Below are 23,207 nucleotides of genomic sequence, written 5' to 3' on the forward strand. Positions count from 1 at the left end.
ATGGAGATCGCATTGAGCAGTCCACTGCAGATGCCGGTCGCTCGCAACACGCGGCGAACCAGGCGCCCCAGATCCATCATCCCGGGCTTCGGCCTGACCATGGGGCTGACGCTCGTCTGGCTGTCGCTGATCGTGCTGATCCCGCTCAGCACGGTCTTCATCCGCGCGGCCGGAATGGGACTTTCCGACTTTCTGGCGGTTGGCTTTTCCGACCGCGCGATGGCGGCCTACAAAGTGAGCTTCGGAACTGCCTTTGCGGCGGCTCTCATCAACGCGGTGTTCGGCACGCTGGTCGCGTGGGTCTTCGTCCGCTACCAGTTTCCGGGTAAGCGCGTCTTCGATGCACTGATCGACCTCCCCTTTGCCCTGCCGACGGCCGTGGCCGGCATCGCACTCACCGCGATCTACGCCGGCAACGGCTGGGTCGGGCAGTTCCTCGAGCCGATCGGCATAAAGGTCGCCTACAACCCTGTCGGGATCACGATCGCGCTGATCTTTATCGGTCTGCCATTTATCGTCCGCTCCGTTGAGCCGGTCCTGGCCGACATCAGCTCCGAATCCGAAGAGGCGGCGCTGTCGCTCGGCGCAACCCCGGTTCAGGTCTTCGTGCGAGTCATCCTCCCGGCCATCCTGCCCGCGCTCCTGACCGGTTTTGCCCTCGCTCTGGCCCGCGGCGTGGGAGAATACGGCTCGGTGATCTTCATCGCCGGCAACATGCCGTTCAAATCCGAGATCGCGCCGCTGCTCATCGTCACCCAACTCGAACAATATGACTATGCCGGCGCGACGGCGATCGCCGTGGTTATGCTGCTCATCTCCTTTGCGATGCTGCTGTTCATCAACCTGGTCCAGGCGTGGAGCCGCAGGAAGGTGGAGACATGAACATCTTCCGCAACCGGGCCAAGAGCCCGCTCATCCTCACGGCCGTGGCGCTGGCGTTTCTTGCGGTGTTCGTCCTGCTTCCGCTTGTCACGGTCTTCGTCGAAGCGCTCTCCAAGGGCGTCGCGGCCTATGGCGATGCCCTCACCGAACCCGATGCGCTGTCCGCCATCCGGCTGACGCTGATCGTGGCCGCTATAAGCGTGCCCCTCAATATCGTGTTCGGGGTTGTTGCGGCCTGGGCGATCGCCAAGTTCGATTTTCCCGGCAAGAGCGTGCTCATCACCTTCATCGATCTGCCCTTCTCGGTGTCGCCTGTTGTGGCTGGTCTTGTGTATGTGCTGCTGTTCGGGATGCAGGGCTGGCTCGGGCCCTGGCTGCGAGAGCATGACATCCAGATCATCTTCGCGGTCCCGGGCATTGTCCTGGCAACCGTCTTCGTGACCTTCCCCTTCGTGGCTCGCGAACTGATCCCGTTGATGCAGGAACAGGGGCGCGACGACGAGGAGGCGGCGCTCTCGCTTGGAGCGAGCGGCTTCCAGACATTCCTTCGGGTGACGCTGCCCAATATCCGCTGGGGCCTGCTTTACGGCGTCCTGCTGTGCAACGCACGCGCGATGGGCGAGTTCGGCGCGGTCTCGGTGGTCTCAGGGCATTTGCGCGGACTGACCAACACCATGCCACTGCATGTCGAGATTCTCTACAACGAGTACAATTTCGTAGCCGCCTTTGCGGTTGCATCGCTGCTGGCCGCGCTAGCGCTGGTGACGCTGGTGCTCAAATCCATACTCGAATGGCGGTACGGCTATGCACATGGGAGTGCAGGACATTGATCACGCTTGGCAATATCTCCAAACGCTTCGGCACATTCGAAGCCCTGAAGGACATCAACCTCGAAGTCCGGGACGGCGAGTTCCTCGCTCTCCTCGGCCCCTCGGGATCGGGCAAGACGACATTGCTGCGCATCATCGCCGGTCTTGCCTTTCCCGATGCGGGCCGGGTCGCTTTCAATGGCGAAGATGTCACCGATCTCAAGGTTGCCGATCGTAAAGTCGGCTTCGTGTTTCAGCACTACGCATTGTTCAAGCATATGAGCATTGCCGATAACGTGGGCTTCGGCCTCTCGGTTAGGCCGCGGTCCGCGCGACCATCAAAGGCCGATATCCGTGCCCGGGCCGAAGAATTGCTCGATCTTGTCCAGCTCTCCGGGCTCGGCGATCGGTATCCCACCCAGCTTTCGGGCGGTCAGCGGCAGCGGGTTGCGCTGGCCCGGGCGCTAGCGGTCCAGCCCCAGTTGCTGCTGCTCGATGAGCCCTTCGGAGCGCTCGATGCCAAAGTCCGCAAGGAACTGCGGCGTTGGCTGCGCCAACTGCATGAACAGATGGGCCTTACCTCCATTTTCGTGACGCACGACCAGGAAGAGGCACTCGAACTCGCGGATCGCGTCGTCGTGATGGATCACGGGGTCATCGAACAGGTTGGCACACCCGAGGAAGTCTACATGACGCCCGGCAGTCGGTTTGTGTCCGGCTTCGTCGGGGACACCAACAGCCTCCCGGTCACGATCGCGGGGGGAACGGCCAAATTCCATGACCGGCCGCTCACACTCGAAACCGGGCTCGTCGCCGATGGACCCGCGAGGCTGGATTTCCGGCCGCACGATGTGACCATCGCCGAAGATCAGGCAGGCTGCCTGCCGCTCGTCGTGACCGACGTCTACCGCAGGGGCGGCGAGTGGCGGGTCGAAGGCAGCGTTAGCGGGTGTTCGCAGGTGCTCGAGGTAGATCTCGATGCGACCGGCCCAGCTCCCCAACCCGGGCAACGCCTTGCCTTGCGGATCACGCGGGGGCGCCTGTTTCCGACCGATGGAGTTCAGCCATGAATGGAATTTCGCCCAGCAGCGGCCTTGCGCCGGAGAAACTCCGGCATGTCGAGGACAGCCTCGCGAACATTCGCGAGGCCCTTCTCGCGCTGCGATACGGTTCGGTCGCGATCACGGTCCACGAGGACCGGATCGTGCAGATCGACGTGACCGAGAAAAAGCGGCTCAACGCCGGAAAATAGACAATTTCAGACGCTCACCGGTCCACCGGAGGTGTCGCGATCAACATGAAAGGACATCACGAATGATCGCACGCCATCTGCTAAGCACGGGAGCAATTGCCCTGGTTTTCTGGAGCGCTCCCGCTCTGGCCCAGGACAGCGACAAGGGCGAACCCTGGACCTTGCAGGAAGCTCTTGGAGACCCCGAGGGGCTGGAGGTATCCGGCAGCGTCAGGGTTCGTTACGAAGCGCTTGCAAACCAGTTTCGCCCCGGCCTGGACCAGAACGACGATCTGATCTCGATCCAGAGCCGGATCGCCGCCGAATACGACTCCGGACCGATCCGCATAGGCGGCGAGCTGATCGACTCCCGCGCCTACGATGCCGATGCCGGCAGCTCGGTGGGCACTGGTGAGGTCAATGCTCTGGAACTGGTCCAGGCCTATGTCGGCGCCGATTTCGGCGATGTGTTCGGCACGGGATCTTCTGCCAGTCTGGACGCCGGGCGCTTCGTGCTCAACCTCGGCTCGCGGCGCCTCGCGGGCCGCAACAATTTCCGCAACACCACCAACGCTTTCACCGGCGCCAAATTCGAGTTTATCGGACAGGACAAGGAGCAGCTGACGATGTTCTACACCTATCCTCAGCAACGGCTGCCGAGCGACAAGGCATCGATTCTCGACAACAAGGTCGAATGGGACCGCGAGGGCGACGATCTGGTCTTCTGGGGCGGATTTTTCAGCAAACCCAAGCTTGCCGGGTCAACCAACCTGGAGCTCTATTTCTTTGCGCTCGACGAAGATGACACCGTCGCGAGAAGCACCCGTGATCGCCACCTGTTCACACCGGGTCTGCGGGTCTTCCGCGATCCCTCGGCCGGCAAGCTCGACTACGAATTCGAGTACGCCTACCAGTTCGGCGACATCCGCTCGAGTTCCGCTGCAAATGCGTCGCGCCAGGACGTGGCGGCCCATTTCCTGCACGCCGAATTCGGCTACCAGTTCGCCGGACGGTGGCAGCCACGTGTGGCGCTCGAGTACGACCTCGCCACCGGTGACGATCCTGGCGGGAAATATGGCCGCTTCGACAGTCTCTACGGCCCCCGGCGCTTCGACTTCGGTCCCACCGGCATCTATGGCCCGCTCGGCCGGAACAATATCAGCTCGCCCGGCATCCGCCTTGAAGTAAAGCCATCCAAGCGCTGGGACGGGTTTCTGTTCTATCGTGCCGCATGGCTCGACAGCGCCACCGACAGCTTCGCCAGCACCGGAGTCCGCGATGCGACGGGAGCGTCGGGCAAGTTTGGCGGACACCAGATCGAGGCGCGCGCGCGGTACTGGATCGTGCCCAAGGCGCTCCGGCTCGATGCGGGAGCGGCAGCTCTCTTCCATGGGCGCTTCCTGGAAAGCGCGCCGAACAGCAATGGCTTCGGGGACACGCTCTACAGCTATGTCGATCTGACCGCGAGTTTCTGAAGCAAGGGCCGGGGGCGCCGTTCGGCGGTGTCCCCGGTTAAAGAGGACCCTGGACCATGTTCACGAGCCTTCTGCTACCGATCAAGCTCAACGAGCTTGACGCCTGGACGGACGCATTCGCCGCCGGTTGCCGGCTAGCGCGAGATCATGACGCGCGGCTGACGCTCGCAACGATCATTCCGCACTGGGTTACCGACCGGGATGCCGACTATTCTTGGGAAGCCAAGAAGTGGTTCGAGAGGCGTGCGACCGCGGGCCTCGAGGCCTTGCGCTCGAGGACGTCCTGCGAGCGGTGCGATACGCTCGTGCACTGGGGATCGGTGCCGGGGTCGTTTCTCGACATGGCTGAGGAGGTCGAAGCCGATCTGATTGTCATGCCCGCCCGAAAGCCCGGCATCGGTGACTACTTGCGCACGCAGGCGGCGCTGCGCCTTGCCGCGCGGGTCTCATGCTCGGTCCTTCTCGTCCGGGACGGCATGGCAGTCCCGTCTGAGCGCGAGCCTTGCGAACCAATGCTCAATAGAACCAGCTGATGGCAAGGCACACGGCAACGCCCACGACGATGTTCATCGGCACGCCGATCTTGACGAAATCCATGAACCGGTAGTTGGCGGCGCCGTATACAAGCGTGTTGGTCTGGTAGCCGATCGGTGTGGCGAAACTGGCACTTGCACCAAACATGACCGCCACCACCAGTGGCCGCGCATCGATCGACAAGGCAGTTGCTAGGCCGATGGCAATTGGCGTCATGATGACCGCGACTGCGTTGTTGGTGACCGTTTCGGTCAGCACGCTGGTGACGGCATAGACCGCGACGAGCAGAAATAGCGGCGACATCGTCGAGAGGAGCGGTTGCAGGCTTGTGACGATAAGGTTCACCGTCCCTGCGTTCTCAAGGCCGCGTCCGAAGGCCAGCATTCCGAAGATCAGCACGAGCGTGTTGCCATCGATCGAGCCCCAGGCTTCCTCGGGCTCCATACAGCGCAGGAGGAGCACCACACCGACACCTGCCAGGGCAAGAGCCTCGATCGGCCACCCGAGAACGGCGGCGAGAATGACCACCGCGGCGAGAGTGGCAATCGCGATCGGCGCCTTGGTGCGACGAAATGCCCGAACCGGCGCTTCGCTCACGTCGGCAAGCCCGACATTGCCCTGGAGTGCCTGTGCCGCGTCGCTTCCGGCGGCGATGAGGAGCCGGTCGCCCGCCCGCACGCGCACATTTGCCAGATCTGGTCCGGCAAGATGGCGGGGGCGCGCGAGGCCGAGCACACGCACTTTCAGGCGCGAGAGAAGCGGGATGTCAGCGAGCCTGCGGCCGATCACCGGGTGCGACGGCGAGATGACGGCCTGAACGAGACGAAGGTCCTCGGGCCGCGCTGTTCCCGATGTAGCGACGCCGCCGCCTACTCCCAGAAGGCCGGTTTTGAAGTCACGGGCTTCGGCCATTGACGCCAGTTCTGCGGGACTTGCCGCAACGATCAGCTGGTCGCCGGCCCTGAGGATCCATTGGTCCAAGCCGCGGCGCTCTATCTCCCGGCCGCGCTGGATACCGACAAGGCGCAAACCTGGTCGGCGGAAAAGAGCAATGTCGCCGATGTGGCGCCCCACGAGCACGCTCTCGGGCACCAAAGTCAGGTGTGAGAGGAATGCGTCGCTTTCCCCCTGCTCGTCAAGCGCGTGGGCGGCTCGATCAGGAAGCAGGAATTTTCCGGTTGCGGCCAGGTATAGGAGACCGGCTGCGGCAGCGCACAGGCCCACGGCGGTTATCTCGAAGATACCGAACGCCTCGAGACCCTGCTGCTGAGCCACACCATCCACGAGCAGATTGGTGGAAGTACCGATCAGCGTCAGTGTACCCCCGAGGATGGATATATAAGACAGCGGGATGAGCAGGCGAGTGGCCGCCATGCCAAGGACGCGGGCGAGACGCTGTACGATCGGAATCATAACGATCACGACCGGCGTGTTGTTCATGAACGCGGATGCGAGAATCGTCCCGCCGCCGATCTCGGCGATCGCCAGGCGGGGCTTGCGCAGCGTCCGTCTGATGACCCAGCCTGAAATTTCCTCGAGAGCCCCGGTGCGAAGGAGCGCACCGGTGAGCACGAACATGGCTGCGATCGTAATCGGGGCCGAGTTGCTGAAAACTCCCAGCAGCTCTCCGGGCGGCAGGAAGCCCAGAGCCATCATGAGCAGCCCCCCGACGACGGCGATGACCACGGGCGGCTGCCGCTCAAGCGCGAACGCCACGAAAATGCCGATCAGAAGGATCAGGCCGATGTATGGTCCGTAAGACGCGAGGAAGGTAACGAGAGCCGATTGCATTGGTTAGCTAGTGCAATCTTCACTTCAGTCGCGCCACCAATTTCTGAGCGGAGCTCAGGCAGTAAACAGGTTCGCGGAAAGTAGCACATGCCGTCATCTCAGCGTTAGGACCGTGAGACGGCAGAAATCCAAGCCTCGATTTCCGCCTCGACCCAAACTGCGCATTTGGGTCCGAGCGAGCGCGACTTGGGAAAGCGGCCTTCACTCATTCGCTGATAGATCGCCGAGCGGCGCAAACCGACCCGGTCGATGACTTCGGGCAGCCTGAGCAACCGCGCGGCTGGAGGGGCTGGCGGTAGCGCATCACTTTCTGGCGAGCGATCTTCGGTGGTCTGGGGTTGCTGCTTCATGATCAGTCCTGTCGGGTCAATTCTCGGTCCCCTCCGAGGTGAATTGGATCAGCGCGCCAGCGCCATCGAAATGTCGCGATTGGCAAAATCATCGATGTGCTTGGCGAGCATGCGGGCGACGAGCTGCGACGTCCCGTTAGCCCACCGGGGCCGCAAATCTTCGACGCGTCGCCCAAGCGTGCGTTCGAGCTGGCCTGGCAAGGCAGTGAAGAAGTCCTCAAGGAACTCCCCCATTTCGCTGCGCATCCATTCGCAGGCGAGGTCCTCTTGACCGGCGAGAGCCAGGATCATGCTTGCACGGGGAAAGGCGCCGCACACATCGAGAACGCGCGCGGCTTCATCAAGCCCGATCGGCCGATCGCCGCGCATCACACGAAGCAGGGTCTCGCGGTGGATACCCACTTCCCGGGCAATCTGGTGCTTGGGCTTGTCAGACGATTCGATTGCATGGGCAAGGATGTGCGCGAGGCTGGCGTTGGCTTCGCCTCGGAATGGCGCGGGCTGGTGCATCGACAAAAACTCCAACGATGAGGAACTGAGTCGTAGCCATATCGCGCGTGATCTATGTAGGAAAATGAAAAGAACATTTACGGAACATATCGTTTCTAGGCGAATCAGTCCCTAGGTCCGAGTCGCTGGCAATCACCGCCGCTCTTGTCGGGATTCGTCGACGCCGATTACGAGACAAACCGCTGTTTACGTGCATTATCTCCGACGTCGGCCAATTGATGCGTCCATATCCGTCCGCCACTTCAGCCCCAGGGGCAATCCGACTTTCCTACATCGATTTCCTAGATGCATGTGGAACACACAGCGAACGAAAGAACGCTGGGTTCACCCCTCCAGATGGAGCTCCGTATGCAGTCTCTCACCCTCTCCCGGCGTTCCGGCGCCATCAATCAGAACCCCTCGAAGTTCGGGCAGGCGATGACCTTCGCTGTACCGCTTGCGGTCGCAGCACTGGCCGCCAGCGCCGCCTACGCTGGCGCCGACACGACCTTCACCCCTGCCCTCACGAAATTCACCGATTTCCTCGAAGGCTCGGGCGGCAAGATCATCACCGTCCTCAGCCTTGCAGGCGGCCTCATCGGTCTCGCATCGGGCCGGTTCTCGCTCGGACAGGTCGCTGTTCCTGTCGGTGTCGGCATCGGCGTCGGCACGGGTGTTCCGATCGTCACCTCGGTCGTCACCGCGGTCATCTGACGCATCGGACGGGAAGGCGCGTCGCCATGGCAGACCCATATATCATCCCGCGTCGGCTCGACGATCCGGAGCTCATCGGCTTCTGGACCATCGACGAGTTCGGCGGGATGCTCATCCCCTTCACCTGGGGGATCCTCAGCCAGCATATCTTTATCGGCATCATCGTTGCCTTCGGCGCCTGGTTCGCGCTGCGAAAGGCAAAAGCAGGACGCGCCAGCTCCTGGGTAGCCCATGCCGCCTATTGGTATTTGCCGGCCGGATTGTTGGGCCTGAAATCGACGCCGCCTTCCCACTGCCGCCTGCTTGCCGGTTGAGGGGAGATATCCATGTTTGCCGACATTTCACACGAGCGTCAGCAATCGTTGCTACGCCAGCGCAACCTCTTTGCGCTCACCAGCGCCGGGCTCGGCATTGCGCTTGTCGTCGCTGTCAGCCTTGCTGCCACCCGCGACCGCGAAGTCGTGCTCCTGCCAACGCTCCCCAAGCAGCTCACTGTCAGCAGCGCGGGGGTCGAGGCCGACTATCTCGAACTCGTGACCCGCGATGCCGCACTCGTTCTCCTCAATCGCAGCCCCGAAGGCCTCGACTACTGGATGGACGAGATCCTGAAGCTCGCCGATCCGGCAAGCTACGGACGGCTGAAGGCCGATCTCGTCCGGATTGTCGAAGAGCAGCGGGGTTCGGATGTCACCCAGGCCTTCGTCATCCGCTCGATGACCGTCGACCCCAAGGGGCTGACTTCCGATGTGACGGGCACGCTCAAGACCTTTGTCGGCGCCCAGGTCATCGCGAGCGACGAACGCCGTTTCCGCTTCAACTGGACCTACCGGGGCCTGCGTCTCGCGCTGTCAGGCTTCAGCCAGTTGCCCCCCAAAGATCCATCGAAGGAGGCCCAGTGATGGCTTACCGACGCAAGACACGCGCGTGGAGCCTGGCTCTTTGCGCCAGCACCATGCTCGCATTTTCAGGGAGCGCCGCGCAGGCCGCCGACCAGTTCAAACAGGCGGCAGACGGAGCGAGCATCGAATGCGCCGTGTCGGCCCGCGAGCTGACGCGCTTCGCGCTGGTCGACGACCAGTTTGCCAGCGTTTCGAAGATCTCGACCGGCACGCCGTACAACGATTTTGCGGTCACCAACGAACCGCTGCGCGGCGACATCTACGTGTCGGTGCCCGAGACCTATGCGGCGCGGTCGATCAGCTTCTTCGCCACGACCAAGAAGGGCTTCGTCTACAAGGTTTCCTGCCAGGTCGAGCCTGTCCCGGCAGCGCAGGTCTTCATCACCAACCCGGCGATCGCGACAAGCAAGGCATCTGGCTGGGAAAGCGAAACGCCGCTGGAGACGAGCGCAGTGCGGCTCATCCAGGCCATGGCCAATGACCGGACGGTCGATGGCTTCGAGGTCAGGCAATCCTCCGCCCTTCCGGCACGGGTCGGCGATCTCGAAATCCAGCTCATCGCCGATTACCGCGGAAGCGCGCTTGCCGGAAAGGTCATCCGTCTGGCGAACCGTGGCCGCAAGCCGCTGACGCTTGCCGAAGCGGATCTCGCGTCCTCCCAGACACTCGCAATCTCGATCGCCCAGCCCACTCTCAAATCGGGAGAAAGCACGGTCGCCTTCATCGTCGGTTCGAACGGAGGGTTGGGCCATGACTGATGCTCCCTCGATCTCAACCCCGGTACAGGCCGATCCGGCAACGCCGTCGCCAGTAACCAGCCTCAACGCGAAGACCGCACGGCGGCAAAAGCTTCTGCTTGGCTCCTTGGGCGCACTCGCGCTTGTCGGCGGCAGCTGGTTCATCCTGGGCGGCGACGACGGCGCGAAGAGCGACGATCCCACCGCCGCCCAGACCATCGACACGGCAGGGCTCATCAATCGCGACCTTTCGCAGCGCGAGTTCGTCGCGACTTACGGCAATCGTCTCGATGCCGTCACCCGCGAGCAGAAGGCGATGAAGGACGCGAGCCTCCCGCGGGAGGAAATCGAATCCCAGCTGGCTGCACTCAAGGCTGAGAACCAGGCCATGCGGGTCGACGGCCAGGCCGCAATCGATGCGATCTCTGCCGAGAACGCGGATCTCAAGTCGCGCCTCGCCAGCCAGGCTGCCCCGGCAGCCGCAAGCTTGCCGCCACCGGCCTATGGCCCGCAGGCGGGTGGCTATGATGCGCGCGGTCGACCGGCTCAGCCCGGCTCTACGGGTGCTGCGCTGGGCGCAAGCGAAACTGGCCTGCCCGGTCCCGGCGAAGTGAAACTCATGAGCTTCACTTCTGACAAGGCTGGAGCCAGTGGCCTCAGGGCGGCCCGCCCGGAAGCGCCGCCGGTGGTAGTCGAGGACTCGCCCGACTATCTGCCGCCCAATTCCTATGCTCCTGCCAAGGTCATCGTCGGCGTCGATGCGTCGGCGGGTGTCGCAAGCCAAACCGATCCGCTTCCTGTGGTGCTGCGCATTACCGGTCCGGCGCGATCGGTCATGCAGAACGGCAAGGTTCTGACCACCCGGCTTCAGGGCTGCATCGTCAACGGCGCAGCGCGCGGCGATCTCTCGTCCGAGAAGGTTTACGTGAAGCTGGCGCGGATGACCTGCGACCAGCCCGGCGGGCGCGTCGCGGTGAGCGAGGTCAAAGGCTTCATCAGCTTTGCTGGAAAATCGGGCGTGCGTGGCCGTGTCGTCAGCCGCGAGGGCAGCCTTGTCAGCCAGGCTCTGCTTGCCGGGATTGTCGGCGGGTTCGGGCGCGGCTTTTCGGCGAACGCCAACAGCGTCTTCTCCGGCGTCACGACCAATGCCGATGGCACCCGCTCGAAGCTCTCTGGCGGCGACATCCTCGGCGGTGGGCTCGGCCAGGGCGCTGCCGATGCCGCCGATACGGTCAGCAAATATCTGATCGAGCGCGCCGAACAATACCAACCCGTCGTCGAGATGCCGACCGGCATCGATGTCGAGATCGTCTTCCTCGACGGCGTCTACGTGAGGAACTCCCAATGACCCCCGCCACAAATGATCCAACCCCCACCAAGCCGCGGCGCTGGCTGCGACCGGTGGCGACCCTTGCTGCCGTCGTCGCCCTGTCAGCCGCAACGGGTTGGGGCGTGGCCAGCCTCGCCTCCCCGGCCCAGGCTCCCGACACGGCAAAGGTGCGCGCCGCGCTCAAGCTGCGCCTCCCGAAGACGCCGATCGACGCCATCACCTGCGATGGCCTTGGCGGCCTGTGCGAAGTCGCCTCGAAATCGACGCTGTTCTACGTCGATCGCGCGGCCAAATATCTGGTGATCGGGCGCATCTACGACATGGAGGCGCGGCAAGACCTGACGGCAGCCCGTCTCCTCGCACTCAACCCAGACTTGCTGGCTGCTGGTGCTGCACGGCGGAGCAATGCCAACGAAGAAAGCCAGCCCGCCCCGCGCGCCACCCCGCAGAAGGTATCGCTCGCCGGCCTGCCCGCGAACGGCGCGATCACCTGGGGACCGGTGAACGGCCCCAAGGTCGTCGTCTTCTCCGATTTCCACTGCGGCTACTGCAAGAAGCTCGAAGCCGAACTGAAGGCGATCGGCGCGCGCGTCGAGGAGCGGCCCATTTCGATCTTCGGGGCCGACAGCCGCCGCGATGCCGAACGGGTGCTGTGCTCGCCGCGCCCTGAGGTGTCACTGCATATGGCCTATTCGGGTCTCGCCCTCGCCAATCCAAAGCCGTGTGACACGAGCGGGCTCGATGCCAACGAGGCCTTTGCCAAGGCCCATGGCTTCAACGGAACGCCGGTGATCGTACGCCCGTCCGACGGCGCGATCCTTGAAGGGTATCGCCCGGCTTCCGTGCTCCGCGAATTCCTCAAGCCCGCAAAAGCGGCCGCCCTCGCTCCGGCCAAGAAAGGATAACCGTCATGGGATTTTCCCACCGTATTCTCGCCTCTGCCTGCCTTGCCGTGCTGACCAGCGGCTGCGCCACCTTCGGCACCAATATCGAAGGCGATTTCACCTGCCGTGCCCCCAAGGGCGACTGCGCACCCAGCCAGGTGATCGATGCCCGCGCCACCAAGGATTTGTCCGCGAGCGGACCGGTCCATGACGGTCTGCGTCCCCCTGTTTCCGTCGCATCCGGCGATCAGGCCCGCACCTCCGAGCGTACGCTCAGGATCGTCTTTCCGGCGCACATCGATGAAACCGGGACGCTGCACGACGATGCGGTCGCCTGGGCGGTGGTCGAAAATCCGCGCTGGGCCGCAGAACTGCGCCGCAAGGCAGGTGAGGATACCGCCCCGCCGCTGATGCGGCAGCTCAGGCGCCAGCTGAAGGCCGCGCAGGCCAAGAGCGATCTCCTGAACGAAACCATGGCCCTTCCCCCGGCCGAACAGCCTGAAACCGAGACGTTCGATCTCGGACAGCCCTTTCAGCCTTTGTCCTCGCTTGAGGACATCCCCTCTGCCTCGCCGCTGGTCCTCCCCTCCACGGCGCGCGAGGCGGTTGCCGGTGCGAGCGCACCGGCGGTCGAGGGGTTCGACATGGCGCAGCCCCCGCATGATCGAACCCCTCGGCCATCTGCCGACAAGGCCCCGCTGATCTTCCCGACCATCGAGGCAATCGAGGCCGCCAAGAACGCCGCCAAGGCACAAAAGGAGCCCAAGTGATGGCCGAGAAACTCAAGACGATCGTTGACAGGCTCCTCACCGGTCTTCTGGGCGATGCCGAGCACGCTGAACATGACCGGCCTGCCCTGATGCTCGATCTACTGTCGGACTGGCTCCCCTACCGGGTCTATGATCCGACGAACCGGCTCTATTTCAACGCGCGCTCCAAAGGCTTCGTGCTCTCGGTCACTCCTCTGATCGGGGCGGACGAACGCACTGGCGAGATCCTCGGGTCATTCTTCTCCGAAGGGCTTCCGGCAGGCGCCTGTCTCCAGGTCCTGCATCTCGCCTCCCCGCGCATCAGCCGGATCGTCGCACCCTGGTTTGCGCCGCGCTATGTTCAGGGCGGCGTCTACGAGGCGATTGCCCGTCACCGCGCACATCGGCTCTACGGCCTCGTCTGGGAATCGGGTTCGCAGGACGCGCCCTTTCACGCCCGGCACCATCAGGTCATCGTTTCGGTCGGCGTGCCTGCGGCCAAGGCGGTCAGCAACGAAGATCTCAAGCAGACCCGCGACGGCCTCATCGCCATGCTGAAGTCGCTCAATCTGGGCGTTGCCGAAGTCGAGCCACAGCAACTGATCGCCATCATCGACGACCTGACTTCGCCGACCACCGCGCCGCAAGACGATGCCGTGCCCTATAATCCGAACGACGCGATCGCGGCCCAGGCGATCCGGCACGATATCGAGCTCGTCATCCACGAAGACCGGATGCGGCTCGTCACCGAGCGGTTTCGTGCGACGGGCAAGATCGAAGACGGCGTTCCCGAGATCGGCACAGTCTACCCCGATGCGTTCGACGTGCGGCATTTTTCCTCGCGCAACATGCCCCAGCGCTGGGCGCCGTGGGAATGCGCGCGACTCATCGGCGACATGTTCACCGACAAGCTGCGCTTCCCTTGCCCGGCGGCGACGATGCTGTGCCTCGTCTATCCCGATCAGGAAGCGGCTTCGGCTAAGGCCGGCTTCAAGTTCATGCGCACGACGAGCCTTGCCGGCACGCGCAGCGCGCGTTTTCTGCCCCGCATCGGCGAGCAGGCAGCCGAGTGGCAGCACGTGCAATCCGAGCTGCAGGAGGGCCGACGTTTGGTGCGGGTATTCTATGGTCTGACGACCTACTCCCCGCTCGGCCGCGGGGACCGCGACGAACGCGCGATCAAGTCGATCTACAAAGCGGCGGGCTGGGATCTTGCCGATGAGCGCTATCTGCAGATCCAGGGGCTGCTAGCGGCCATGCCGATGACGCTGGCCGATGGGCTTGGCGCGGACATGGAGCGCCTCAAGCGCTTCAAGACCGTACTGTCGACGACAGCGGCCAATATCGCTCCCATGCAGGGCGAGTATCTCGGCAGCGTCCATCCGCACCTGCTGTTCGTGGGCCGGCGCGGCCAGCCCTTCTTCTGGTCGCCGTTCGAGAACGATGCTGGCAACCACAATGTCGCGATCTGCGGCAAGTCGGGATCGGGCAAGTCTGTGCTGCTGCAGGAAATGTGCGCGGCGCTTCGAGGGGCTGGCGCGCAGGTCGTGGTCATCGACGACGGGCGCAGCTTCGAGCATTCGGTGAAGCTGCAAGGCGGCCGGTTCGTTGAGTTCACGATGAAGGCGGGCTTCTGCCTCAATCCTTTCTCGATGATCGATGGCGAACGCGCGGCCGAAGACGAGGATTACCGGCTCGACTGCTTCGGCATGGTGAAGGCCATTGTCGGCCAGATGGCGCGGCACAGCGCAAAGCTTAACGACACCGAGCGCGGCCTGATCGACCGGGCGGTCAACATGGTCTGGAGCGAACGGGGCGTCGATGCCTCGATCACCGGCGTCGGCGAAGCACTGGCCGGTCTCGGCAATGAAGCCGCGAGCGATCTTGCCACCGCGATTGCGCCATACATGGCCGGCGGCACCTATGGCGCCTTCTTCGAAGGCCAGGCGAGCCTCGATCTCGACACCGATTTCACCGTCTTCGAAATGTCGGACCTTGCCACACGCGAGGAACTGCGCAGCGTCGTTCTCTCGGCGATCATGTTCATGACCAGCCAAGCCATGACCCGCAGCCCGCGTTCGGTGAGGAAGCTGCTCTTGATCGATGAGGCGTGGTCGATGCTCAAGGGCGGCTCGATGGGCGAGTTCGTCGAAACCTATGCCCGCACCTGCCGCAAATATGGCGGGGCGCTGGCAACCGCGACGCAGTCACTCAACGACTATTACAAGTCCGATGGGGCGACCGCTGCGCTCGAAAACAGCGACTGGATGCTGATCCTCCAGCAGAAGCCCGAGACGATCGCCGATTTCAAGGCGTCGAAGCGCCTCGACATGGACGACCGCACCGAGACCCTGATCCGCAGCCTGAAGCGTTCGGGCAGCGACTATTCGGAAGTCTTCATCAAGGGCCCGGAGACCGAAGCCATCGGCCGGCTCGTGCTCGACGACTATTCGGCGACACTGTTCTCAAGCTCGCCCCAGACCTTTGCCGCGATCGATGCCGAAATCGCGCGCGGCCACCAGCTTGCCGACGCGATCGAACGGATCGCCTTTGCCAATCGAACCTGACTTCTCCCTCCATCCAAGGACACCCAAAACCGATGCCACTCCATCTCGTCACGCCGGTCGACCGGGCCCAGGATGCCCGTGCCGACAGCGACAGCCTCGATCTGCCGATCAAGGGCTGGCGGTCTCATGCCGCCGACCTTTGCTACATCGTGCTTCGCGGCAGCACCTTCCTCGCCTCGAGCTACCTCATGGCGCTCGGGCTCCCGCTGCTCTTCTTCCTTCTGATTTCCGGCGGCGATGCCGGGGTCTTCTTCGCCCATCTCGCCAATATTGCGGACCGTTTCCTGGGCGCCGAGCAGGGCCGCCAGGTCGGCTTCCTCGACGAGTTCAAGTTCGTCCTCATCGGTGTCGCAACGCTCGTCGTGGTCTGGCGCCTGCCGCGCTTCATCAACGATCTCGAGCGCGAGCTTTCGGGAGAAAAGCTGTGAAGAACATATTGGCAACACATTCCCTGCGCGGCCGCATGGGTGCGGTGAACTGGACCGCCGTCGCGCTCGGTTTGAGCATGGTCGGCTCGGCGCTCTGGGGCGTCTGGGCCACCGACAAGCTGCTCGCGCTCGACAAGCGCGAAGTGGTGACCGTGCAGCTGAGCCGCATCATGGGCGACTTCATCGAAGCCGAAGCGCGCGCAGGCCGACCGCCCGAAGAAACCAAGATGCGCGTCCAGGCCTATCTCCAGGCGGTCGAAGCCTCGGTCGGACATCTGGGCCGCGAGGGCCGCACGGTCCTTGTCGCTGAAGCGGTGGTGGCCGGCAGCACGCCTGATCTCACCGAAGCGGTGCGCGCCGATGTCGCGCGCCGCGTGGGAGCCATTCCCGATGCGCGCCGCTGATCTTGTCCTCCACTCGCCCACCGGGCGGCGCCTCGCGCTGTGGGCAGGGCTTGGCGCTGCCGCGCTCGGGCTCACCTCGCTCGCCGCCTTCTCGAAGGACCATGCGCTGATGATCAACGCCAGTCCGAGCCTGCCATACTGGGCGATCTGGCTCGATCGCGGCGCGCTGCCACAGCGCGGCGAGGTCATTCTGTTCGATCCGCCCGCCTCGCCGCTGCTCGAAAGGCACTTCGGCAAGAAGCCCAAGCCGTTCGGCAAGAAGGTGAGCGGCATGCCAGGCGATATCGTGACCGAAAAGGATCGCAGCTTCTTCGTCAATGGCCGCAAGGTTGCGGTAGCCAAGCAAGCAAGCCGTTTCGGCGAGCCGCTGGCGCTCGGTCCGACTGGCGTGGTGCCTCAAGGCTGCTATTTTGTCACCACCGCACACAAGGACGGCTTCGACAGCCGCTATGCGGCGATCGGGTGGATCTGCGCCAGGCGCATTCTCGGGGTCGGGAGGCCGATCCTGTGACACCGCTTCGCGCCGCCCCTTTCCTCGCAGCTGCTCTTCTGATGGCCGCGCCGGCAAGTGCCCGCGACTACGGCCAGCAAGGCACGGTCTGGTCCGTGATCGAGCCTGACCTGCTCGAGCAAATCCATGCGCGTCTCACCCATCTCGAGAAGACCGGCGAGACGGCCAAGCTCAACGAGGAGCTGAAGCGGCGCACGATCGCGCGCGTCAACCGCCCTGAGCCAGTCGCGGGGATCAATGCCGCGGCGGCGGCGCGTAGCTGGCGGTTTGATCCGACGATCAGCGTGGAGCGCGACATTGCCGACGACAAGGGCCGGGTGATCGTCGCCGCCGGAACTCGGGTTAATCCGCTCGACACCGTACCGCTGCGTGTGCCGCTGGTCTTCCTCGACGGGGATGACCCCGAGCAGCTTGCCTGGGCAACCCGGCGCTATGCCAGCACCAAGGCCAAACTCATCCTCGTACGCGGCGCGCCGCTTGAACTGATGAAGGCCCGCCAGCGCCGTTTCTATTTCGACCAGGGCGGCAGCCTCGTGAAGCATTTCGGCATCCGCGCCGTGCCCGCAACCGTCGAGCAGCAGGGCCGCGTCCTTATCATTACCGAGCAGCCGGTTCGACCCAAGGAGCGCGCATCATCATGAGCAGAAAAAATCGTCTTCTCACATGGATATGCTGCGCGCTCCTTGCCTGTAGTCTGAGCCTTGCTGCCGCTTCGCCAGCGCAGGCATCTGCCGGTCCGGGCCGCTGCACAGGCAAGTTCGTCAATCCGATCACGGACATCTGCTGGTCGTGCCTGTTTCCGATCTCGGTCGGCGGCCTGAAGATCTGGCCGTCGAGCCGTCCCGACACGAGCAACCCGGCGCTCCCCGTTTGCCTGTGCGGTTTGCGGCCGGGCATCGCCATGGGCTTCTGGGAACCGGTGCGGCTTGCCGACGTCAGCATGAAGCCCTGGTGTTTCGTCAATCTCGGCGGGATGAAACTCGATCCCGGTTTCGACATCGGGTTCAAGTCGATGGCGGGTCCTTCGGCCGTGGGCGGCGCGACGCAGTACAATTCGCAGTGGCATGTCCACTGGTATGCCTATCCGCTGATCTACTGGATGGAGATCGTTGCCGATTTCCTGTGCCTCGAACAGGGCTCGGTCGACATTCTCTACATCACCGAGATCGATCCGCTCTGGCAGGACAGCGAGCTCACCGCGATCATCAATCCCGAAGCGGTTCTCTTCGCTAATCCGCTCGCGCTTGCGGCCTGTGCGGCTGACTGCGTTGCTGCGACGGCCAAGCTCCCGACCGACGAGCTCTTCTGGTGTGCGGGATGCCAGGGCAGCATGTATCCCTTGAATGGCAATGTCTCGGCGACGATTGGGCACGTCCAGGCATCGCGGCTCGCCCTCGCCCGCTTCTCCTATAAGCTCCACCGCGAACTCGTCGCCTGGGGCACGATGGGCAGCAAGGGGCTCTGCGGCAAGTATCTGATGCCGGTGATGAGGAAGCAGCAATACCGCTTCCAGGCCACCAATCCCAATCCGCAGACCAAGGGCCGCTACGCCTGCGCGCCCATTGGCGCATCCACAACCTTCATGTCGGCAGGCCAGGTCTATCCCGCCATCGGCGAGGACATGGGCTATCTGGTCTGGCGCAAACGGAACTGCTGCGCGTTATGAAAATACTCCCTCATCTCCTTGTAATCGCGTCGATCACTGGCGCCGCCGCCATGGCGGGAGCCGCAGCGCAGACGAGCGAGCCCGAGCTCGATCTCGAAGCGATACGCGCCCGCGCCAAGGTCGAGGCGAGCGAAGCCGATGCGCTTGCCGCCAGTGCCCGCGCGCGCGCCGAAGCGGTCCTTAGCCAAGCCAATGCCAGCGCCGCCGAAGCCCAGGCGCACGGCAAGCGCTACACCGAGCAGGCGGCAAGAACCGCGCGGCCAGAAAGTGAGGACGTCTTCGACTTCGACAAGATGGTGGCCGACGCGGGCACCATGGCCAGCGAGGGCTTGGGTGAAGCACCCCGCTTCATCGCCTTCGCTTCGCTCTCGATGCCGCCGGCAGCCTTGCGCGCCATGGCGGACGACGTCGCCCGCGCAGGCGGTGTGGTCGTGCTTCGCGGGCTGCCAGGAGGCAGCGCCAAGACCCTGACTGCGGCGCTCGCGAAAGTCGCAGCGGACGGCGGCAAGCTCGACGCGGTCGGCATCGATCCGCGCCTGTTTCGCGCCTTCGGAATCGAGACGGTCCCCACTTATGTGGTGACCAGCAGCGACTTCGATCTCTGCGATGGCTTCGATTGCCGGACCCAGGTTCCGCCCCACGACCGGATGAGCGGTAATGTGAGCGTGTCCTATGCGCTCGAAACCTTCGCGCAGGGCGGCGGTCCCGGCGCCCTTCTCGCATCCCAGCATCTCGCCCGCCTGCAACGGAGTGTCCCATGAAACGGCTTCTCCTGCCCCTTCTCTATCTCGCCTGCGCCTGTCTGCCGACAAGCATCTCGGCCCAAACCACGACCGATGCCGCCAAGGCGGACGGCAAGGCGTTCGGGCGGGACCAGGCAGCCGCAGCGCAGAGCGCGGCGACGACCAACCCGGATGCAAACCGCATTCCCAATTTCGGGGGTGTACCGAACCAGTCGGGCTATTTCGATGATCCCGACCGGATGGCGCGTGAGGCCGCAAGCCAAGCAACGGCAAACACCGGATACCGGACCATGCGCGATTCCATGGATCGCCGTGCGCAGTTCGCGCCCCGGGACCTCGACGCTGTCGTCGCGCGCAGCAATGTCATCAACGACGATCCGCTCTCCTACACGAGCGGCATGAGCATTAGCGGGAGCCAGGGCCGCTGCGTCCCCCTGCCTCCGGGAACTGGCACTGCAGCGCGCTACATGGCGACCTGCAACGTCGGCTATACCGCGACCCAGGAGACCAGAACCTGCCCGGTGACGCTGAATGCCACGATCGAGCAGCGGCAGGTATATGGCTACTACTGCGTCGGCGGGAGCGGCGTCGATCCGGCATCGATCTACAATTGCAATCGCTACCCGGCGCCGCAGTGCACGGTCACGCAGTCCTATCCCATCAATCTGTGCGATCCCTATCTCGGCATCTACTGGGGCTGCAACTCGGGGGACCTGCGCGTCGATCTCGTAAGCTGCACTGCACCGGTCGATGGCGCGACGCCCTACACCGTAACCGGCGAGAACGTCGTCACGACGAGCCGCGATGAAAGCCAGTGCGCGGGTCTTGCCGCAGACAATTCATGTCAGCAGGACACCGAGACCTGCACCGACAGCGATCCTGTCACCAGGATCGTCGATGGCATCGCGGTCACCCAGCCCTGCTGGGCATGGTCGCGCAGCTATACCTGCGCCCAATTTACGCAAGCTCAGGACTGCCAGACGCTGGAAAGCACGCCCGGCTGCTCGCTGGTGCGCGAAGACTGCCTTTCGGGTGAGCCCTGCCGAACCTGGGAGCGGGTCTACGACTGCCCTGTCCCGGACCAGCCTGCTGATACCAGCCAGTTCATCTGCGACGGCGACGTCTATTGCATCGATGGCTCGTGCGAGACGATCGAGCGCGAGGCCAATGACGAGTTCAAGGATGCGGTTGTCGCGCTCAACGCGATGGACCAGGCACGGCGCGAGTTCGATCCCGACACGCTCACCCTGTTCAAGGGTACGCGCAACACCTGTTCGTCCAAGGTCTTCGGCGTGCTCAATTGCTGCAAGGGCAAGGGTTTCCCGCTCATTCCGGGTATCCAGCTGCTTGTCGCTCTCGGCTGCAGCCGCGAGGAAATGCTGCTTCACCAGCGTGATGTGCAGGGCCTATGCGCCTATGTCGGGACCTATTGCTCGGACAGCTTCCTGGGCGTCTGCCTCACCAAGAAGAAGGTCTATTGCTGCTTTGAATCCAAGCTTTCGCGGATCCTGCAGGAACAGGGCCGCCAGCAACTGAACAAGCCCTGGGGCAAGCCCAAGACCGAGCAGTGCCTTGGCTTTACCATCGACGAGTTCTCGCGGCTCGATCTTTCGAAGATGGATTTCAGCGAGGTCTACGCCGAATTCACCGATGCCGCGCGCCTGCCCGACGAGCTCCAGGCCGCCACCGAAATCCAGCAAAAAATCGAGGACTATTATGCCCGCGCCAGCCAATAAGGCCGCCCGGCGGCTGCTTGCCGCCTGCCTCTCGCTCACCGCCGTTGCGCCCGCGCTCAGTGCTCCGGCACACGGGCAGGAACCGCCGCTGGTCACGACCAGCGACAGCCAGGACAGCTTCTACTGCGAGGAGCGACGCCTTGGGTACTGGTTCTATTGCGCCAAGCCCAAGCCGCCCGAAGTGCAGGAGGAGACATCCGAGCCTGCTCCGAGTGCGACGAGCCAGCTCGATGCCATCACGGCAAATCTGCGCGAACTGAAAGCCAAGGCGATCCTAGAGCCAACGCCGGCCAATGTGACAGCCTATATCCGCTTCCAGCGCGCCCAGCTCGACCGGGCATCGCTGTTCAGCGATGTATGGCAGCGGGCAATCTGGCAGGATCCTGACCTCGACTATACGCTCCAGCGGCCGGTCTCGACGCTCGGCAAGCGCCAGTGGCAGGACTCGCGCAATGCCGAGCGCAATGCGGTGATGGCGCAGCTCTCTGAACGCTACGGGCTGTTCTACTTCTTCGCCCAGAGCTGCGGCGCCTGCGAAGTCATGTCGCCGATCGTCCAGAGCGTCGCTTCGACCTGGCACATCACGGTGCGCGCGATTTCGACCGACGGCGGTCCCTCACGCCATTTCCCGAACTACACGGTCGAGACCAACCAGCGCAGCCGTATGGGGCTCGAGCCCAAGGTCACGCCGGCGGTGGTGCTCTGGGATGCCGCCAAGGGCCAGCCCATCCCGATCGGCTACGGCGTGATGAGTGCCGACGAGCTTCAGGACCGCATTTACCTCCTCACATCGAAGGAAGCCGGACGTGACTACTAGGATGAAACGTGCCGTCGCCGCGATCCTCGCGGCTACCATCCCCCTTACCAGCGCATCGGCCGATGTCGGCAGTTCGATGGACTCGTTCCTCAACGATGTTGGCGGCGCCGCCAACGTCAATGGGCCGACCGCGTTCGAGGGTCAGTCGGCAGGCTATTACAGCCTCGGCAACGTCTGGACGCGCTTCCCGCAGAAGACGACCAACATCGCCAATCTGCAACTGCCGCGCGCCCGGGCGGGCTGCGGCGGCATCGACATCTTTGCCGGATCCTTCAGCTTCATCAACGCGAGTGAGATCGTCGCGATGCTGAAGGCTGTCGCCAACAATGCGGTGGGCTTCGCTTTCAGCCTGGCGATCGACACGGTCTGCCCGGAATGCTCGAAGATCATGCAGGAGTTCAGCCAGAAGGCTCAGCTCATGAACAACCTCAACATCAACTCCTGCGAAATGGCGCAGGGGCTGGTGGGCGGCATCTGGCCCAAGGGCGATCTGGCCGACAAGGCGATCTGCGAGGCGATCGGCAATTCGGAGGGCATCTTCACCGACTATGCAGCCGCCAAGCACGGGTGCGGCACCAAAGGCCAGCGGTCGAGTACGACAGCGCAGGGCTCGGGCAAATATGACGACGTAAATCCCGCCGTGGCGAGAAACTACACCTGGACGATCCTCAAGAAGTCCGCGTTCTTCTCGCCGAATGGCACATTTGATGAGGAACTCGCCGAATATGCAATGACGCTGCTGGGCACGATTATCTACGTCCCGCCCAAGGATGACGAGCCGGGCAAGTTCGTGCCGATCGTCGGGGAAGCGTCCTCAACGCTGGTCACCTCACTGCTCGATGGGACGAGCAACGGAAACGTCCTGATCTTCGACTGCGACGAGCCGGACAAGTGCCTCGATCCCGGCTTCAAGTCGCTCAGCCTTCCCGCATCGAAGGCGCTGCGCCCGCGCGTTGCGGCCCTGATTGCCGGTATGATCCAGGCAATCCATGACGACACCGCGATCACCGACGCTCAAAAGGAGTTGCTCCAAGTCGCTTCGATCCCGCTTTACAAGATCCTGACGGTCCAGGCGGCCTATGGCCGCGGTATGCCGACCGACGATCGCGAGACGCTGGCGGAGATTGCCAGCGTCGACCTGCTGTTCGCAGTCCTCGACCGGATCGTCAGCGAGGCGGGCCGCTCGATGTCGAGCTTCATCGGCGCGGACGAAGCCAAGATCGCGATGTGGCAGGGCCAGGTGAATGTCGTCCGGCAGGCGCTCGCCGACAGGCAGGCGAACACGCATCTGAAGGTCAACGCCATCATGCAGATCATCGAGAAAACCGCGTTCATCGAGAACGTGCTCGCCGCATCGATGTCGCCCGGCATGGCCGCCTCGCTCGACTGGTCGCGCGGCGTGCAGTCGCGCGCCCTTACCCACTGATCCCCTTCAGCGCGCCGAAAGCGGCGGGAGCCCAG

General features: G+C 63.7%; 26 protein-coding genes. 23 read left to right on the top strand and 3 right to left on the bottom strand.

Features of this window, described 5'->3' with window-relative positions; translation table 11 throughout:
• From cysT to AOA14_RS18750, 6 genes are all read left to right on the top strand, one after another.
• Positions 1-882, top strand: coding sequence for a sulfate ABC transporter permease subunit CysT (gene cysT / locus AOA14_RS18725; RefSeq protein ID WP_062902890.1), 882 nt, complete (start codon positions 1-3; stop codon positions 880-882).
• Entirely contained in the window at positions 879-1,712 is an 834-nt protein-coding gene (gene cysW / locus AOA14_RS18730; RefSeq protein WP_062902891.1) for a sulfate ABC transporter permease subunit CysW, read from the top strand. Before cysT ends, cysW begins: the two co-directional genes overlap by 4 nt.
• On the top strand, positions 1,709-2,761 hold the full coding sequence (locus AOA14_RS18735) for a sulfate/molybdate ABC transporter ATP-binding protein (protein WP_082820009.1): 1,053 nt from the start codon (positions 1,709-1,711) through the stop codon (positions 2,759-2,761). Before cysW ends, AOA14_RS18735 begins: the two co-directional genes overlap by 4 nt.
• Positions 2,758-2,943: a YezD family protein gene (locus AOA14_RS18740; RefSeq protein WP_062902893.1), complete on the top strand. Its 186-nt coding sequence runs from the start codon at positions 2,758-2,760 to the stop codon at positions 2,941-2,943. The genes AOA14_RS18735 and AOA14_RS18740 overlap by 4 nt, the downstream gene beginning before the upstream one ends.
• A gap of 62 nt (positions 2,944-3,005) precedes the next feature.
• Entirely contained in the window at positions 3,006-4,397 is a 1,392-nt protein-coding gene (locus AOA14_RS18745; RefSeq protein WP_082820010.1) for an alginate export family protein, read from the top strand.
• A gap of 56 nt (positions 4,398-4,453) precedes the next feature.
• A complete protein-coding gene (locus AOA14_RS18750; RefSeq protein ID WP_062902894.1) occupies positions 4,454-4,930 on the top strand; it encodes a universal stress protein in 477 nt (158 codons plus the stop codon).
• Here the strand turns inward: AOA14_RS18750 and AOA14_RS18755 are convergent.
• The 3 genes from AOA14_RS18755 to AOA14_RS18765 form a co-directional block, all read right to left on the bottom strand.
• A complete protein-coding gene (locus AOA14_RS18755) occupies positions 4,914-6,722 on the bottom strand; it encodes an SLC13 family permease (RefSeq protein WP_062902895.1) in 1,809 nt (602 codons plus the stop codon). The two genes, AOA14_RS18750 and AOA14_RS18755, sit on opposite strands and share 17 nt — an antisense overlap.
• Positions 6,723-6,826: 104 nt before the next feature.
• Entirely contained in the window at positions 6,827-7,072 is a 246-nt protein-coding gene (locus AOA14_RS18760) for a helix-turn-helix transcriptional regulator (protein ID WP_062902896.1), read from the bottom strand.
• A 48-nt stretch (positions 7,073-7,120) separates the two neighbouring features.
• Positions 7,121-7,582: a transcriptional regulator gene (locus tag AOA14_RS18765; protein WP_062903266.1), complete on the bottom strand. Its 462-nt coding sequence runs from the start codon at positions 7,580-7,582 to the stop codon at positions 7,121-7,123.
• Positions 7,583-7,930: 348 nt separating this feature from the next.
• Here AOA14_RS18765 and AOA14_RS18770 point away from each other — a divergent pair, with 348 nt between their 5' ends.
• The 17 genes from AOA14_RS18770 to AOA14_RS18850 are packed head-to-tail and all read left to right on the top strand — an operon-like array spanning position 7,931 to position 23,172.
• Positions 7,931-8,275, top strand: coding sequence for a TrbC/VirB2 family protein (locus AOA14_RS18770; RefSeq protein WP_062903267.1), 345 nt, complete (start codon positions 7,931-7,933; stop codon positions 8,273-8,275).
• A 26-nt stretch (positions 8,276-8,301) separates the two neighbouring features.
• Positions 8,302-8,589 carry a type IV conjugative transfer system protein TraL gene (traL, locus tag AOA14_RS18775; RefSeq protein ID WP_062902897.1) on the top strand — a complete coding sequence of 96 codons (288 nt, stop codon included), beginning with the start codon at positions 8,302-8,304 and terminating at the stop codon, positions 8,587-8,589.
• A 12-nt stretch (positions 8,590-8,601) separates the two neighbouring features.
• Complete coding sequence (locus AOA14_RS18780; protein ID WP_062902898.1) at positions 8,602-9,174, top strand: type IV conjugative transfer system protein TraE; 573 nt, start codon at positions 8,602-8,604, stop codon at positions 9,172-9,174.
• Positions 9,174-9,932, top strand: coding sequence for a type-F conjugative transfer system secretin TraK (locus AOA14_RS18785; protein ID WP_062902899.1), 759 nt, complete (start codon positions 9,174-9,176; stop codon positions 9,930-9,932). Before AOA14_RS18780 ends, AOA14_RS18785 begins: the two co-directional genes overlap by 1 nt.
• A complete protein-coding gene (locus AOA14_RS18790; protein ID WP_062902900.1) occupies positions 9,925-11,259 on the top strand; it encodes a TraB/TrbI/VirB10 family type IV secretion system protein in 1,335 nt (444 codons plus the stop codon). Before AOA14_RS18785 ends, AOA14_RS18790 begins: the two co-directional genes overlap by 8 nt.
• Positions 11,256-12,146, top strand: a complete 891-nt coding sequence (locus tag AOA14_RS18795) for a DsbC family protein (RefSeq protein ID WP_062902901.1) — start codon at positions 11,256-11,258, stop codon at positions 12,144-12,146. The genes AOA14_RS18790 and AOA14_RS18795 overlap by 4 nt, the downstream gene beginning before the upstream one ends.
• Positions 12,147-12,151: 5 nt before the next feature.
• Positions 12,152-12,895 (top strand): conjugal transfer protein TraV, encoded by a 744-nt coding sequence (locus AOA14_RS18800; RefSeq protein ID WP_062902902.1) that lies wholly within the window; start codon positions 12,152-12,154, stop codon positions 12,893-12,895.
• Positions 12,895-15,441: a type IV secretion system protein TraC gene (gene traC / locus AOA14_RS18805; protein ID WP_062902903.1), complete on the top strand. Its 2,547-nt coding sequence runs from the start codon at positions 12,895-12,897 to the stop codon at positions 15,439-15,441. Before AOA14_RS18800 ends, traC begins: the two co-directional genes overlap by 1 nt.
• Before the next feature lie 32 nt (positions 15,442-15,473).
• Positions 15,474-15,869, top strand: a complete 396-nt coding sequence (locus AOA14_RS18810; RefSeq protein WP_062902904.1) for a hypothetical protein — start codon at positions 15,474-15,476, stop codon at positions 15,867-15,869.
• A 35-nt stretch (positions 15,870-15,904) separates the two neighbouring features.
• Positions 15,905-16,273: a TrbI F-type domain-containing protein gene (locus AOA14_RS18815; protein ID WP_238929792.1), complete on the top strand. Its 369-nt coding sequence runs from the start codon at positions 15,905-15,907 to the stop codon at positions 16,271-16,273.
• The gene (locus tag AOA14_RS18820; RefSeq protein WP_062902906.1) at positions 16,260-16,784 is read left to right on the top strand and encodes a S26 family signal peptidase; all 525 of its coding nucleotides are present in this window, start codon (positions 16,260-16,262) and stop codon (positions 16,782-16,784) included. Before AOA14_RS18815 ends, AOA14_RS18820 begins: the two co-directional genes overlap by 14 nt.
• Positions 16,785-16,825: 41 nt before the next feature.
• Positions 16,826-17,425 (top strand): type-F conjugative transfer system protein TraW, encoded by a 600-nt coding sequence (gene traW, locus AOA14_RS18825; protein ID WP_062902907.1) that lies wholly within the window; start codon positions 16,826-16,828, stop codon positions 17,423-17,425.
• Positions 17,422-18,450, top strand: a complete 1,029-nt coding sequence (gene traU / locus AOA14_RS18830) for a conjugal transfer pilus assembly protein TraU (RefSeq protein WP_062902908.1) — start codon at positions 17,422-17,424, stop codon at positions 18,448-18,450. The genes traW and traU overlap by 4 nt, the downstream gene beginning before the upstream one ends.
• A complete protein-coding gene (gene trbC, locus AOA14_RS18835) occupies positions 18,447-19,211 on the top strand; it encodes a type-F conjugative transfer system pilin assembly protein TrbC (protein WP_062902909.1) in 765 nt (254 codons plus the stop codon). Before traU ends, trbC begins: the two co-directional genes overlap by 4 nt.
• Positions 19,208-20,929 carry a conjugal transfer protein TraN gene (locus AOA14_RS18840; RefSeq protein WP_062902910.1) on the top strand — a complete coding sequence of 574 codons (1,722 nt, stop codon included), beginning with the start codon at positions 19,208-19,210 and terminating at the stop codon, positions 20,927-20,929. The genes trbC and AOA14_RS18840 overlap by 4 nt, the downstream gene beginning before the upstream one ends.
• Entirely contained in the window at positions 20,910-21,746 is an 837-nt protein-coding gene (locus AOA14_RS18845; protein WP_062902911.1) for a conjugal transfer protein TraF, read from the top strand. The genes AOA14_RS18840 and AOA14_RS18845 overlap by 20 nt, the downstream gene beginning before the upstream one ends.
• A 1-nt stretch (position 21,747) precedes the next feature.
• On the top strand, positions 21,748-23,172 hold the full coding sequence (locus AOA14_RS18850) for a conjugal transfer protein TraH (RefSeq protein WP_062902912.1): 1,425 nt from the start codon (positions 21,748-21,750) through the stop codon (positions 23,170-23,172).
• The last annotated feature ends 35 nt before the right edge of the window (positions 23,173-23,207 follow it).

Origin of the sequence: Sphingopyxis terrae subsp. terrae NBRC 15098, from assembly GCF_001610975.1 — a bacterium.
GTDB classification, from domain to species: Bacteria; Pseudomonadota; Alphaproteobacteria; order Sphingomonadales; family Sphingomonadaceae; genus Sphingopyxis; species Sphingopyxis terrae_A.

Excerpts from the sequence above, each read along its gene's own strand:
- AOA14_RS18790 (WP_062902900.1), top strand. The coding sequence starts at position 9,925 with ATGACTGATGCTCCCTCGATCTCAACCCCGGTACAGGCCGATCCGGCA.
- AOA14_RS18820 (WP_062902906.1), top strand. The coding sequence starts at position 16,260 with ATGCGCGCCGCTGATCTTGTCCTCCACTCGCCCACCGGGCGGCGCCTC.
- AOA14_RS18765 (WP_062903266.1), bottom strand. The coding sequence starts at position 7,582 with ATGCACCAGCCCGCGCCATTCCGAGGCGAAGCCAACGCCAGCCTCGCG.
- traW (WP_062902907.1), top strand. The coding sequence starts at position 16,826 with ATGGCCGCGCCGGCAAGTGCCCGCGACTACGGCCAGCAAGGCACGGTC.
- AOA14_RS18785 (WP_062902899.1), top strand. The coding sequence starts at position 9,174 with ATGGCTTACCGACGCAAGACACGCGCGTGGAGCCTGGCTCTTTGCGCC.
- trbC (WP_062902909.1), top strand. The coding sequence starts at position 18,447 with ATGAAAATACTCCCTCATCTCCTTGTAATCGCGTCGATCACTGGCGCC.
- AOA14_RS18780 (WP_062902898.1), top strand. The coding sequence starts at position 8,602 with ATGTTTGCCGACATTTCACACGAGCGTCAGCAATCGTTGCTACGCCAG.
- AOA14_RS18770 (WP_062903267.1), top strand. The coding sequence starts at position 7,931 with ATGCAGTCTCTCACCCTCTCCCGGCGTTCCGGCGCCATCAATCAGAAC.
- cysT (WP_062902890.1), top strand. The coding sequence starts at position 1 with ATGGAGATCGCATTGAGCAGTCCACTGCAGATGCCGGTCGCTCGCAAC.
- cysW (WP_062902891.1), top strand. The coding sequence starts at position 879 with ATGAACATCTTCCGCAACCGGGCCAAGAGCCCGCTCATCCTCACGGCC.
- AOA14_RS18800 (WP_062902902.1), top strand. The coding sequence starts at position 12,152 with ATGGGATTTTCCCACCGTATTCTCGCCTCTGCCTGCCTTGCCGTGCTG.
- AOA14_RS18760 (WP_062902896.1), bottom strand. The coding sequence starts at position 7,072 with ATGAAGCAGCAACCCCAGACCACCGAAGATCGCTCGCCAGAAAGTGAT.
- traU (WP_062902908.1), top strand. The coding sequence starts at position 17,422 with ATGAGCAGAAAAAATCGTCTTCTCACATGGATATGCTGCGCGCTCCTT.
- AOA14_RS18745 (WP_082820010.1), top strand. The coding sequence starts at position 3,006 with ATGATCGCACGCCATCTGCTAAGCACGGGAGCAATTGCCCTGGTTTTC.
- traL (WP_062902897.1), top strand. The coding sequence starts at position 8,302 with ATGGCAGACCCATATATCATCCCGCGTCGGCTCGACGATCCGGAGCTC.
- AOA14_RS18810 (WP_062902904.1), top strand. The coding sequence starts at position 15,474 with ATGCCACTCCATCTCGTCACGCCGGTCGACCGGGCCCAGGATGCCCGT.
- AOA14_RS18755 (WP_062902895.1), bottom strand. The coding sequence starts at position 6,722 with ATGCAATCGGCTCTCGTTACCTTCCTCGCGTCTTACGGACCATACATC.
- AOA14_RS18750 (WP_062902894.1), top strand. The coding sequence starts at position 4,454 with ATGTTCACGAGCCTTCTGCTACCGATCAAGCTCAACGAGCTTGACGCC.
- AOA14_RS18815 (WP_238929792.1), top strand. The coding sequence starts at position 15,905 with ATGGGTGCGGTGAACTGGACCGCCGTCGCGCTCGGTTTGAGCATGGTC.
- AOA14_RS18795 (WP_062902901.1), top strand. The coding sequence starts at position 11,256 with ATGACCCCCGCCACAAATGATCCAACCCCCACCAAGCCGCGGCGCTGG.
- AOA14_RS18740 (WP_062902893.1), top strand. The coding sequence starts at position 2,758 with ATGAATGGAATTTCGCCCAGCAGCGGCCTTGCGCCGGAGAAACTCCGG.
- AOA14_RS18850 (WP_062902912.1), top strand. The coding sequence starts at position 21,748 with ATGAAACGTGCCGTCGCCGCGATCCTCGCGGCTACCATCCCCCTTACC.
- AOA14_RS18840 (WP_062902910.1), top strand. The coding sequence starts at position 19,208 with ATGAAACGGCTTCTCCTGCCCCTTCTCTATCTCGCCTGCGCCTGTCTG.
- AOA14_RS18845 (WP_062902911.1), top strand. The coding sequence starts at position 20,910 with ATGCCCGCGCCAGCCAATAAGGCCGCCCGGCGGCTGCTTGCCGCCTGC.
- traC (WP_062902903.1), top strand. The coding sequence starts at position 12,895 with ATGGCCGAGAAACTCAAGACGATCGTTGACAGGCTCCTCACCGGTCTT.